The organism is Sphingomonas hankyongi, from assembly GCF_023516575.1.
GTDB lineage: Bacteria > Pseudomonadota > Alphaproteobacteria > Sphingomonadales > Sphingomonadaceae > Sphingomicrobium > Sphingomicrobium hankyongi.
On sequence record NZ_JAMGBE010000002.1, the window covers coordinates 653796 to 665848 of the forward strand.

Genomic DNA, 12053 nt, shown 5'->3' on the forward strand with positions numbered 1-12053 from the left:
GCGAAAGGCAGCGGGCCATTGCGCAGACGAGTCGCCCCTGCGATGTTTCCGCCATGAAGACGCGCTTGGGTTGGGCGTAGCCGTGAGCAACAGCGACCTGTCCTTCGTGAATCGCCGCGATTGGCCTTCGGATAAGGAAGAGGCCGCGCAATTGCTCAAAGCGCGGTGGGATTATCGCTGGATCTCGGCCTCCGACGCGCGCTGGGCCGATCGGCCGACGCCCACGGAGGTGATCGACGCGGTGGCTTCTGGCTGGCTACCCAAGAGCGGGCGCATGCTGGACCTGGGCTGCGGCACGGCCGAGATTGCCGCCTGGTTCGCCGAGCGCGGATACGAGGCGACCGGCGTCGACATAGCGCAAGGGGCCCTGGATCAGGCCGCCAAAAGGCACGCGGACCTTTCGCGGCCCATCGAATTCATCGCAGCCGATTTGTGCACCCAGACGCTGCCAGGCCGAACATTCGACATCCTCATCGACCGCGGCTGCCTCCATCAGATCCCCGAGAATCTCGTCGCCGATTATGTCCGCAACATTGCGTCGCTCGCAGCGCCGGACGCGAGGATGATGCTGTTCATGAAGGCCTTTCGCGAAGGGCCCGTAAGCGATCTCCTCGAAGAGATGGAGCTGCGCACGGACTGGGTCCGCCGCATCTTCGCCGGTCACTTCGCGCTCGAGCGGGCGCTTCCTACTTTCCTCAATCCCGACAATCCGAAATTCCCGCTTCCGGGGATGGCCTTCTGGCTGTCGCGAACCCCGTAACGCTCACACCGCGTCGAGCGCGTTCGCGAAGTCGGCGATAAGATCGTCGGGGTCTTCGACGCCGATCGAGATGCGAAGCAGGTTGTCGGTGATGTCGAGCTGCTTTTTGCGCTCGTCCGGGACCGACAAATGGGTCATCGCGGCGGGCGCGCTAGCCAGCGTCTCCGTGCCGCCAAGGCTGACCGCAAGATGCGCGATGCTGAGATTGTCGAGGAAAGCGAAGGCCTCCTTCTCGCCGCCCTTAAGGTAGAGCGAGAAAGTGGAACCGGCGCCGGTGCAATGGCGGCGATAGATGTCCGCCTGGCGGGAACCTTCCTCGAGGAAGCCGAGGTAGCCGATCTTCTCGACCTTCGGGTGGTCTCGCAGGAAGGCGCAGACTTTCGCAGCGCTCTCGCCTGCTTTGGTCATCCGAAGTTCCAGCGTTTCCAGGCTGCGCAAAAGCATCCAGGCGGTGTTCGGGTCGCAAATGCCGCCCATAACGTTGCGCATCATGCGCGCCTTGTCGATCACCGACCTCTTGCCGACCAAAGCGCCGGCGACGAGGTCGCTATGGCCGCCGGCATATTTGGTGAGGCTGTAAACGCTGATGTCCGCGCCCTGTTCGAGCGGCTTCGCCCACAATGGTCCGAGGAAGGTGTTGTCGATCGCGATGGGCGGAAGCTCATCCTGATCGCCGAACGCGGCCTGCCGGGCTGCGTGTACGGCCTCGACGTCGACCAGCTGATTAGTCGGGTTGGCCGGACTTTCGAGGTAGATGACCGCGACGCGGCCCTTGGCCTTGGCGCGCGCCATCACGTCATCGAGCTCCTCGCGGGTCGCGCCGGCCGGGAAGTCGACGAAGTGCACGCCGAATTGCGGGAGGATCTTGTCGATGATGGTCTCACTCGCCGCATAGAGGGGTCCGGAGTGGATCACGACGTCGCCAGGTCGCACCAGCGCGAGGAGCAGCACCGCGATCGCCGTCATGCCGCTGGAGAAGGTCAGCGCGGATTCGGCGTCTTCCCAAATCCGCAGGCGATCCTCGAGGATTTCCTGGTTGGGCCCGTTGAAGCGCGAGTAGACGAGGCCCTCGGCAGTGCCACCGCCGGGCCGCTTGCCGGTAATCCCTTCGAAGAAGCGCTTCCCGTCCGCGGCCTTTTCAAACACGAAGGTCGAGGTCAGGAATATCGGCGCCTTGAGCGAGCCTTCGGAAAGCGCGGGGTCGAACCCGTAGCCCATCATCAAAGTAGCAGGCTTGAGCTTGTGGTTTCCGATGGTCGTCGGCGTTTGCCGCGGCGGCCGCCGGCTGGACGGCATGGGGTCAAACTCGGTTTCGTCGAACTCTTCGGACAAGCTTCATCTCCTCTTCGGCGCGGGCATTAGCGCCTGCCGCCGACTTGCGCCAATCAACAGCGCGGCGTTTATCGATAAGACTGGCTTGTGGCTCGTTCGCTTCAGGCTGGAAGCGCGATCATCGAGACCTGACGCCCGTAATCCGCCTCGCCGCGATGAGTCGCGCGGCGGAAGGAGTAAAAGCGATTTTCCGCGGCATAAGTATCCAGCTGTAGCGCCTCGACGGTGTTGACCCCTGCGGCCCGCAGCCGGTGGACGACGTAAGATGCGAGGTCGAAGTGCGCCTTGGAGTTCTCACCGCGCGTGAAAAATCGCTCGTTCAGTTCGTCGCTGGCCAGGAAGCGGTCGCGGAAAGCTTCGTCCACCTCATAGGAAGCCTTTGCAATGCAGGGACCGACCGCCGCTGCGATCGCATTCCGATCGGCGCCTAGCCGCACCATCGCTTCCACCGTTGCATCCGTCACGCCGCCGAGTGCGCCGCGCCAGCCGGCGTGGGCGGCGCCGATGATCCCCGCCTCCTCATCGGCGAGAAGGACAGGTGCACAGTCGGCCGTCAAAATGCCGAGCAGCAGGCCCGGGCGGTCCGTCACCATGGCATCCGCATGGGGGCGTTCGTCCTGCGGCCAGGCTGCGCTCGCGAAGACGACATCGGCCGAATGGACCTGATGAACGGTGACAAGCTTCGCGCCCGGCAGGAGCGCATCCACGGCGCGACGGCGATTTTCCGCGATGGCGGCGCGATCGTCATTGCTGCCGTAGCCTATATTCAGTCCGGCGACCTCGCCTGCCGATACTCCGCCGCGGCGGCCGAAGAAGCCGTGCGGAAGGGCGCCGAGCGACGTCGCGCGCACGATCTCGACGTTCACAGGTCGAGCCTCAGGATGATGTCGTCATCGGCCTGCTCGCCGACCATGAACTTGTAGGGACCGACCTCTTCGAATCCGTAACGCCCATAGAAACGGCGGGCGCGCGGGTTGTCGGTATAGACGGACAGATAGAGTTCGCGTGCGCCGCGGCGCCGCGCTTCGGCGATGGTCCAATCCATCAAGGTCCTGCCGACGCTGCTCCCGTGCCAGGCCTTGGCGACATAGAGCTGGCTAAGCTCGATCGCCGGCGCGCGGGGTTCCACCGGGAGACGCAGCGGACCGAGCTTCGAATAGCCGGCGAGCAGTCCCGCCTCCTCGACGACATGGATCGCAAATGACGGGTCCTGAAGCTGCTCGCGCCAAAGCTCTGCGCCATGTTCTTCGAGGAATGCCTGGAGGTCTTCGGGCCGATAAAGGTGCGCGAAGGTCTCGTCGAACACCTGCTCGAACAATCCCACGAGCGCGGCTGTGTCGGCCAGCGTAGCGTCACGGTCCAGCATCATCATGCGAACCCTGCCGGCTGCGGCCAGTCCGGGCAATGAATGGCGAGAACCTTGAACAACTCACCCATCCCGTTTTTTCCCGTCAGCCGCTGCACGGCGGCGGCGAGCTCCGCGGCGCGCTCGGGATTCGCATCGACAAGCGAGGCCGCGCGCGCGCCAATACCCAGCCGGTTCAGCCATTCACCTTGGCTGACCAGGGGCGTGACGGCGGCGCCCGCATCCACCGCCGATCGACCGATCGCTTCGAAATCGACATGGCTGGTGAGATCCTGCTCACCCGGCCGATCGAGAACCGGAGCATAGCGATGCCCGCGAACGGCCTGCAGCGTATCGCCCGGTGCGGTGCGCGCGTGGCCATAGTCCACGATCAGCGCCAGGCCGCCATGGCTCGCAAGGTGCCGTGCGACGTCGCCCGCGGCAGCTTCCCGCGCGGGCGATTCTTCGTCGATCTCGCCGTCCCGGTCGAACGCCAGCCCTCCGCCGGCGACCACGACATGGCGCTCCTTGCCGCCAGCGAGTTGCCGGATCGGCAACGCGTCCAGGAATTCGTTGGCGACGAGCAGCCACGGTCGTTCGGGGAGGTCGGCGATCGCCTCATGCCAGCGGGCGCCCTGAACCGCCTCCGCCTGCGCCTTGCGCAGCATGGGACTGGTTTCGACCAGATGCGCATCGCCGGTGAAGCCGGCCGACCTGAGCACCCGCAGGGCGTCCGCGGCGAGCGTGCCGCGGCCGGGCCCCAGTTCCACATAAACAGCGTCCGAAGGTGCGCCCGCCGCTTGCCACGCCGCGGCAAGCGCAGCGCCGATCAATTCGCCGAACATCTGGCTGATTTCGGGCGCGGTGGTGAAGTCGCCTCGGCTACCTAGCGGATCGCGCGTTGCGTAATAATAAGCGTTGCAGGCCTCCATATAGGCCTCGACGCTCAGCGGCCCCTCCGCCCGGATACGATCGCGAAGCGCCCGCTCGAACGGCGTCACGAGACGCTGGCGGTGCCCAAGGTCGGCTCTACGCGCACGCGGCGACGCTTCGCCGTCAACATCAGGTACAGCCCGCAGAGAATCATCGGCAAGGAAAGCCACTGACCCATGTGCAGCCCGGTCGCCTGCGCAAAGCCGATCAGCTGCTGATCGGATTCGCGGATGAACTCGATGCCGAAGCGGAACAGGCCGTAGAAGAAGAGGAATGCGCCCACGAGCTTGCCAGGCTCGTAGCGCGCCTGCGTCTTCCAGAACATCCAGGCAAGGATTGCGAACAGGACGATCCCTTCGAGGATCGCCTCATAAAGCTGGCTCGGATGACGCGGCGGACCGAGGATGCTCCCATAAGGGGTGACTTCGACGAACCGGACAGCCCAGGGAACTTGAGTCTGCGCGCCCCACAATTCCTGGTTCACGAAATTAGCCAGGCGCCCGAAGAAGAGACCGAACGGAACGCAACAAGCAACGTAGTCGTGGATCCGCAACCACGACAGTTTCTCCTTGCGGGCGAGATAGAAGATCCCGAGCGACGTGCCGACAACGCCGCCATGAAACGACATGCCGCCGTCCCACAGCTTCACGATCTCGAGCGGATGTTGGACGTAGTAGCCCAAATTGTAGAAGAGCACGTAGCCGATACGACCGCCCAGGATGATGCCGAGCGCGGCGTAGAAAACGAGGTCGTCAGCGTGTCGGCGATCCATCGGGGAGCCGGGCTTGGCGATCAGCTTCAAGAGATACCAATAGCCGACGAAAATACCGGCGAGGTAGGCGAGGCTGTACCAGCGCAGGTCGAATGGGCCGATGGACAGCGCGACCGGCGACAAGCCAAGATCCGGAAACGCGACGAACTGGGAACTGGTGGCTTCTTGCAAGGACTTCCCCCTGATGGGACAGCGTCTCATAAGGTGCGGGATCGCAAAGGGCAAAGGAGGGCCAGTGCCGAGCGAACTCGATCGTCGTTACGACGAGATTCTTGAGACCCTGACGGCTCCCGGCGGACGCCTCGTCATCGGCAAAGACGAGCGCGGACAGGCCATAGTGACCAATTTCCCGGCGACGATCCCTTCGCTGTTGCGGACATTCTGTGCGCTTAATGCAGACGCGGAAGCGGTGGTTTCAGGCGATGAGCGCTTCACCTTCGCCGAACTCGATCAGATTTCTGAGCGGGTGGCGAAAGGCCTCGTCGCGCACGGGATCGCGAAGGGCGACCGGGTGGGAATCGCCATGCGCAACTGCCCGGCGTGGGTCATCGGCTATATGGGCATCGTGAAGGCGGGAGCGATCGCCACCTTGCTCAACGGCTGGTGGGAAGCGCACGAAATGGAGCACGCGATCCGCCTTACCGAGCCGAGGCTGATCCTAGCGGACGCGGCGCGCGGAACGCGCATCGCGGCCCGTTGCAGCGATTACGACATCATGAGCTTTCCCGTTGAGCTGCCGATCGAGCAGGCACTCGGCCAGTTGTTGAACAGCGGAGACGAAGTCGAACTGCCCGATATCGCTCCCGAAGACGACGCGACGATCCTGTTCACCTCGGGCTCGACCGGAGAATCGAAGGGCGCGCTTTCCACGCATCGGGCGGTGACAACCGCGACCTACGCTTATTCGACTGGCCTGATGGTGCTGCTTGGGGTCCTCACCGAAGACGGCAATGCACCGGCTTCGCCCCCGCGGACCTTGCTCAGCGTGCCGCTGTTCCACGTCACGGGCGAAGTCCCGGTGATGCTGAACAGCTTCGTAGTCAGCCGCTGCATGGTCATCATGCCTAAATGGGATGCGGGCGAGGCGCTCCGGCTGATCGAAAGAGAGAAGATCACCTATTTCGTCGGCGTGCCGACGATGAGCCTGGAGCTGATGACCCACCCCGACCGGCACAAATACGACCTGACGTCGCTGCGCGACATCACTGCCGGCGGGGCACCGCGGCCAGTCAGCCATGTCGAACGACTCAAGAGCGAATTCCCGAACGCTCAGCCGGCGCTCGGATACGGGTTGACCGAGACCAACGCGGCGGGGTTCAGCAACTTCTGGGGCAATTATGCCGAGAAGCCGGCTTCGACCGGTCGCGCGCAGGTTCCGTACATCGAGGCCGCCATTCTGGGCGCCAGCGACGAGCATCTCCCGATCGGCCAGGTTGGCGAAATCGCAATCCGCGGTGCCATCAACATCAAATGCTATTGGCGCAACCCGGAGGCGACCAGGGCGCTGTTCACCGCGGATGGATATGTCAGAACCGGCGACGTCGGATATCTCGACGAGGACGGCTACCTGTTCATCGTCGACCGCAAGAAGGAGATCATCATCCGCGGCGGCGAGAACATCTCCGCCGCTGAAGTGGAAGCCGAATGCTACGCCTGCACGGATGTCGCCGAAGTTTCGGTATTCGGGGCGCCTGACGAGCGCCTGGGCGAGGTGCCGATCGCGATCGTCTATCCGCGCGACGGCGCCCAACTCAGCGAGGAGACCCTCCGGCAGTTCCTCGAAGGACGGATCGCCCGCTTCAAGGTCCCGGACCGGATCATCGTGTCGCCGGAGCCCCTTCCGCGGCTGGGGACGGGCAAGATCGACCGCCGCGCCCTGAAGGCGCAGTACGCGCATTGAGCATCGACCGCAGAACAGTGCTGATTGGCGGAGGCGTGGGGATTGGCCTCGTGGTCGCCTTTGCGACCTGGCCGCGCACGCTTTCCAGCGATCTCGCAGTCGAACAGGGCGAACAAGCGTTCGGAAACTTCATCAAGATCGCGCGAACCGGCAAAATCACCGTGGCCGTCCCGCAAGCCGAGACGGGCCAGGGCATTTGGACAGCCCTGTCCCAGATCGTCGCGGATGAGCTGGGCGCGACGTGGGAGATGGTGGGTGTCGAGCCGGCGCCCTTGAGCGGCGACTATGGCAATCCGCTCGCCAAAGGTGAAGGCTGGCTCGACGGGCTGGGCGTCCTGCGATCGCACATTGTCGAGAGGGAGGGACTTACGCGTATCACCGGCGGTTCCACGTCGGTGCGAGCTTTCGAGCAGCCAATGCGGGAGGCAGCGGCCGTCGCTCGGACGATGCTGGTGGGGGCCGCCGCAGATCGGTGGAACGTGGATCCAACCGAATGCGAAGCAGCCGACGGGTTCATCGTCAGTGCGACCCAGACCATCGGCTTCGGAGACGTCGCTGAAGAGGCTGCGCGCCGCGCACCGCCGCGGAGCGCAACGCGGCGCCAAACAAAGCGGCCGCGATTGTTCGGGGGGCCGCTCAAGCGGATCGATGGGCCCGCCAAGGCGAACGGAAGCCTCCGGTTCGCGAGCGACGTCCGTCTTCCAGGTCTGCTCTATGCTTCGGCGAGGCTTGCGCCGCCTGGAAGTGAACTGCGCGGTTTCGATCGCAACGCAGCCGCGAGCGCGCCCGACGTGCGGCACGTTGCCGCGACGAGTCAGTGGATAGCCGTCGTCGCGGATTCCTGGTCCCGGGCAGAGCGGGCGCTCAAGCAGGCTGACCCGGTGTTCTCTGGCGCGCAAACAGCTGTGCCCTTGCGCGATCTGTTCGCCGATGCGCTGGGCTCCGGCGACCCGCACGAATATTTCTCGAGCGGCGGCTATGATGCAGCCACGCGGGACGCCCGCGCGCTCACCGCCACTTACTACGTAGGTCCGGGCCAGCATCTGGGACTTGAGCCGGCCAGCGCTACTGCACGATCGGTCAACGGGTCCATCGAGCTGTGGGCGGGCTGCCAGGCACCGGACCTGATGCGCGCCTCAATCGCGGCCAACGCGAACCTGTCTCCGAAAGATGTAATCCTCTACCCGCTTCCGGTTGGCGATCCGGCCGGACGCGCCATGGAGAATGAGATTGGCTCTATCGCGGTTGAACTCGCGCGTCGGGCAGGCCGGCCAGTCCAGCTCACTCTCTCGCAATCGGTGAGCCAGAACCACGATGCCGTCTCGCCTGGAGCGATGGGACGGATGACCGCCCTTCTCGACCAGGCCGGCCTCCCCACTGCCTGGCAAATGCGCGTGGCGACAGCCGACGGCTTTGGTTCGGCCCTCGCGCGGCTCACCGATTCCGAACTTCCCGCGCAGCTCGGGCGGACCGCGCTCGACACTGCCGTTCCGCCTTATTCGATTACGAACTTGCGCGTGCAGGCGATCAAGGCCGACCTCCCTCTGCGCGCCGGTTACATGCGAGGAAGCCCGCAGCGGGAAATGTGCTTCTTCACCGAGAGCTTCATCGACGAGCTGGCACACCGCGCAGGCATGGAGCCGCTCGCCTATCGAATGTCACTGCTCGGGGCCAATGGGCGCCTCGCGCGGTGCCTGCAGGCGGCGGCGCGGCTCGCGAATTGGGACGGCGGCGGAGCAGGCAGCACGATGGGCATGGCAGGATGCGCCGCATTCGGTTCGAACATCGGCCTGGTGGCGACGGCGAGCATCGACCAAGCGCAACGCATCAAGGTTCACAAACTCATCGCTGCGGTGGACTGTGGCCGCGTCGTGAATAGCGCGATTGCAACCCAGCAGATTGAGGCGGGACTCATCTGGGCGCTGGCGCAGGCTACGGCGGCTTCGCCCGAGTGGGTGGCCGGCATGCCGCGCTCTCGCCGCATGGGTGGTGTCGGATTGCCGCGGATCGCCGACACCCCCGAAATCAGGGTGCAGCTGATCCCGAGCAGTGAAGCTCCGGGCGGCATCAGCGGCCTTGGAACGACGGTGCTTGCGCCCGCAGTCGCCAACGCCATTCACGCGGGCACTGGCAAACGGCTGCGCGATCTCCCGTTCGACCTGATGGCGGCTGCATGAGCAGGCCGGCCGATCATCCGCCGGTGCTCGAACCTAAGATCGGCGTACTGCTCATCAACCTCGGCACGCCGGACGAGCCCAGTGCGAGCGCGGTGCGCCGCTATCTCGCTGAGTTCCTCAGCGACCCGCGCGTGGTCGAAATTCCCAAGCTTGCGTGGAAGCCAATCCTGCACGGAATCATCCTTCGCACGCGGCCGCGTAAATCCGCTCACGCCTATAGCCAAGTCTGGACGAACGAGGGCTCGCCGCTCGCCGCGATCGCACGCCGCCAGTCCCACGCGATGCGCGAACGGCTCGCCGGTCGCGCTCATGTCGAACACGCAATGCGCTACGGCAATCCCGCGATCGCCGCCGGCATCCACAAGCTGGTAAAAGCGGGATGTAAGCGTATCCTCGCGGTGCCGCTCTACCCGCAATATTGCGCTGCGACGACCGCGACCGCGAACGACGCGGTGTTCGCCGTGCTCGCAGATATGCGAGAGCAACCGGCGCTGCGGACGCTCCCGCCATATTACGACGATGCGCTTTACATCGAAGCCTTGCGCGCCAATTTGCAGCGGCAGATTGATGCGCTCGATTTCGAGCCGCAGCGCCTATTGCTGAGCTTCCACGGAATGCCGCAGCGCACGCTGGAGCGCGGCGATCCCTACCATTGCCACTGCCAGAAGACCGCGCGGCTCATAAGTGAAGCGCTCGGGCGCGTTGTCGACGTCGCGTTCCAGTCACGATTCGGCCGGGCAAAATGGCTGGAGCCCGCAACGGACCAACTGCTCAAGAATTATGCGCGCGATGGTGCCACTCGCATCGCCGTCGCTGCGCCGGGTTTTTCTGCCGATTGCCTCGAGACGCTCGAAGAGCTCGGCATTCGCGGGCGCGACAGCTTCATTGCCTCCGGAGGCGAGCATTTCGCGCTGCTCGATTGCCTCAACGATTCGCCGGAAAGCATCGACATGCTTGAACGTCTGATCGTTCGTGAACTTGCAGGCTGGCTGCCGCAGACCTAAGCGCGCTTCACGCAAGCAACAGGAGGACAAGCATGGCTCGAGTGGCGATCGTCACCGGCGGCACGCGCGGCATTGGCGAAGCGATCAGTGTCGCTCTGAAGGACATGGGGATGCAGGTCGCGGCAAATTATGCCGGCAATGACGAACGCGCCCGAGAGTTCACCGACCGGACCGGGATCCGCGCGTTCAAATGGGACGTGTCGGATTTCGACGCATGCCAGGAAGGCGTGCGCCAAGTCGAAGCGGAACTTGGGCCCGTCGACGTCCTCGTCAACAATGCCGGCATCACCCGCGACACGACGATGAAGCGCATGGATCACCAGAAGTGGCAGGACGTCATCGACACCAACCTGGGCGGCTGCTTCAACATGGCGAAAGCGGTGTTCGAAGGCATGCAATCGCGAGGATACGGACGAATCGTCAACATTGGATCGATCAACGGCCAGGCCGGGCAATATGGCCAGGTGAATTACGCCGCAGCCAAGTCCGGCATCCACGGCTTCACCAAGGCGCTGGCCCAGGAGGGCGCGCGCAACAACGTGACGGTCAACGCGATAGCCCCGGGGTACATCGACACCGACATGGTCGCGGCGGTGCCTCAGGAAGTGCTGGGGAAGATCGTTGCGCGCATTCCCGTCGGGAGGCTTGGCAAGGCCGACGAGATCGCGCGCGGCGTCGCCTTCCTGGTTGACGAGAACGGAGGCTTCATCACCGGGTCGACGCTGTCGATCAACGGTGGCCAACACATGTACTGATGGCGGAGCCGGACTACGCTCCGCCGCGGAAACGCTCCGTCCTGATCGCCGGCCACGCTACGTCAATCAGCCTTGAGCCTGCTTTCTGGCGCGCGCTTGAGGCGGCGGCGAAAGAGCGAGCAGTTCCGCTCAATGCCCTTGTCGCGGAAATCGACGCGGCACGGCTGGAAGCGGAGCGGCCGCCGAACCTGACCTCTGCAATTCGCCAGTGGCTATTCGGCCGCGCATTCGCAGGCTGAGCGCACCGCGGCGCCGAAAGCTGCGCACGGTTTCGGTTCCCGATCCAGGAACAATGCCGGCTCGATCAGCTCGAGCTCGATGACCTGGAGGTCTCCGTCATTGCCGACCACGATGTCGACCCGCGCGTAGGTCGTTGCACCAGGCGCTTCCCGAAGCGCTGCCTCAGCAAGCTCCATCGAGCCCGTCGGCGGATCGCATTTCTGGATGATCCCGCCATATTCGGGCTGCACGCGGAATTCGCCGGCAATCGGCACCTTGCTCACCGCGTGGCTGAATGAGCCGCCGAAGTAGATCAGAGAATATTCGCCCGACTCTGTGATGGCGTCGAGCCATGGCTGCACGAGCATGCGCCATCCCCGCACCTGTTCGGGCAGTGGGTCGCCAGGGCCGAGCCGAAAGGTGCCGAAGGCGCTTGCCGACACCGTTGGCTTCACCACCAGCTCGGCGCATGAGAATTGCTCACGAGCGAGCGCAAGCGCCTGCTCGCTGAGCGAGGCGAAAGCCAGGCTCGGTACGGTCGGAATGCCTTTATCGCAGAGCTCCGACAAATAGGCCTTGTCGCTGTTCCAGCGGAGTATTTCTACGGGATTTGCGACCCGTGCCCCCTCGCTATCGAAACGGTCCAAAAGCGCGAGCCAGTCGGCGAACCGCGTATGATAACCCCAGGCGACGAGCGGCAGGACCAGGTCGTAACCGGCGAAGGTGCGGCTCTCCGTCCAGGGCATATGCTCCACGGTCAGCCCCGCATCCACGATGGCCTGTGCCTGTGGCTCGAACGCCCATCGCCACTCGGTGTGATAATCAGCCGGTGGAACGAGGATCAGGACTCGCAAAG

General features: G+C 64.4%; 12 protein-coding genes. 6 read left to right on the forward strand and 6 right to left on the reverse strand.

Annotation, left to right across the window (positions count from 1 at the left end):
• The first annotated feature begins 82 nt into the window (after positions 1-82).
• On the forward strand, positions 83-760 hold the full coding sequence (locus tag LZ538_RS07980; protein WP_249831457.1) for a class I SAM-dependent methyltransferase: 678 nt from the start codon (positions 83-85) through the stop codon (positions 758-760).
• A gap of 3 nt (positions 761-763) precedes the next feature.
• Here LZ538_RS07980 and LZ538_RS07985 read toward each other — a convergent pair whose 3' ends face one another.
• The 5 genes from LZ538_RS07985 to lgt form a co-directional block, all read right to left on the reverse strand.
• A complete protein-coding gene (locus tag LZ538_RS07985; RefSeq protein ID WP_249831600.1) occupies positions 764-2056 on the reverse strand; it encodes a cystathionine gamma-synthase family protein in 1293 nt (430 codons plus the stop codon).
• A gap of 137 nt (positions 2057-2193) precedes the next feature.
• Positions 2194-2958 (reverse strand): peptidoglycan editing factor PgeF, encoded by a 765-nt coding sequence (gene pgeF / locus LZ538_RS07990; protein ID WP_249831458.1) that lies wholly within the window; start codon positions 2956-2958, stop codon positions 2194-2196.
• Complete coding sequence (locus LZ538_RS07995; RefSeq protein WP_249831459.1) at positions 2955-3464, reverse strand: GNAT family N-acetyltransferase; 510 nt, start codon at positions 3462-3464, stop codon at positions 2955-2957. The genes pgeF and LZ538_RS07995 overlap by 4 nt, the downstream gene beginning before the upstream one ends.
• Positions 3461-4438 (reverse strand): class I SAM-dependent methyltransferase, encoded by a 978-nt coding sequence (locus LZ538_RS08000; protein ID WP_347402747.1) that lies wholly within the window; start codon positions 4436-4438, stop codon positions 3461-3463. Before LZ538_RS08000 ends, LZ538_RS07995 begins: the two co-directional genes overlap by 4 nt.
• Positions 4435-5343, reverse strand: a complete 909-nt coding sequence (gene lgt, locus LZ538_RS08005; RefSeq protein WP_347402748.1) for a prolipoprotein diacylglyceryl transferase — start codon at positions 5341-5343, stop codon at positions 4435-4437. The genes LZ538_RS08000 and lgt overlap by 4 nt, the downstream gene beginning before the upstream one ends.
• A gap of 34 nt (positions 5344-5377) precedes the next feature.
• Between lgt and LZ538_RS08010 the strand changes: the two genes are divergently transcribed.
• The 5 genes from LZ538_RS08010 to LZ538_RS08030 are packed head-to-tail and all read left to right on the forward strand — an operon-like array spanning position 5378 to position 11217.
• Positions 5378-7042: a class I adenylate-forming enzyme family protein gene (locus LZ538_RS08010; protein ID WP_249831461.1), complete on the forward strand. Its 1665-nt coding sequence runs from the start codon at positions 5378-5380 to the stop codon at positions 7040-7042.
• Positions 7039-9219: a molybdopterin cofactor-binding domain-containing protein gene (locus LZ538_RS08015; protein ID WP_249831462.1), complete on the forward strand. Its 2181-nt coding sequence runs from the start codon at positions 7039-7041 to the stop codon at positions 9217-9219. Before LZ538_RS08010 ends, LZ538_RS08015 begins: the two co-directional genes overlap by 4 nt.
• Positions 9216-10223 carry a ferrochelatase gene (gene hemH / locus LZ538_RS08020; protein ID WP_249831463.1) on the forward strand — a complete coding sequence of 336 codons (1008 nt, stop codon included), beginning with the start codon at positions 9216-9218 and terminating at the stop codon, positions 10221-10223. Before LZ538_RS08015 ends, hemH begins: the two co-directional genes overlap by 4 nt.
• 32 nt (positions 10224-10255) lie before the next feature.
• Positions 10256-10978 carry an acetoacetyl-CoA reductase gene (gene phbB, locus LZ538_RS08025; protein WP_249831464.1) on the forward strand — a complete coding sequence of 241 codons (723 nt, stop codon included), beginning with the start codon at positions 10256-10258 and terminating at the stop codon, positions 10976-10978.
• Entirely contained in the window at positions 10978-11217 is a 240-nt protein-coding gene (locus tag LZ538_RS08030) for a ribbon-helix-helix domain-containing protein (protein ID WP_249831465.1), read from the forward strand. Before phbB ends, LZ538_RS08030 begins: the two co-directional genes overlap by 1 nt.
• On the opposite strand, the gene LZ538_RS08035 is transcribed toward LZ538_RS08030, so the two are convergent.
• Entirely contained in the window at positions 11191-12051 is an 861-nt protein-coding gene (locus LZ538_RS08035) for an ATP-grasp domain-containing protein (RefSeq protein WP_249831466.1), read from the reverse strand. The genes LZ538_RS08030 and LZ538_RS08035 overlap by 27 nt on opposite strands.
• Positions 12052-12053 lie beyond the last annotated feature (2 nt).

Bases quoted from the DNA above. Each gene is read 5' to 3' on its own strand.
- LZ538_RS07985 (WP_249831600.1), bottom strand. From the start codon at position 2,056: ATGCCGTCCAGCCGGCGGCCGCCGCGGCAAACGCCGACGACCATCGGA.
- LZ538_RS07995 (WP_249831459.1), bottom strand. From the start codon at position 3,464: ATGATGATGCTGGACCGTGACGCTACGCTGGCCGACACAGCCGCGCTC.
- lgt (WP_347402748.1), bottom strand. From the start codon at position 5,343: ATGAGACGCTGTCCCATCAGGGGGAAGTCCTTGCAAGAAGCCACCAGT.
- hemH (WP_249831463.1), top strand. From the start codon at position 9,216: ATGAGCAGGCCGGCCGATCATCCGCCGGTGCTCGAACCTAAGATCGGC.
- phbB (WP_249831464.1), top strand. From the start codon at position 10,256: ATGGCTCGAGTGGCGATCGTCACCGGCGGCACGCGCGGCATTGGCGAA.
- LZ538_RS08030 (WP_249831465.1), top strand. From the start codon at position 10,978: ATGGCGGAGCCGGACTACGCTCCGCCGCGGAAACGCTCCGTCCTGATC.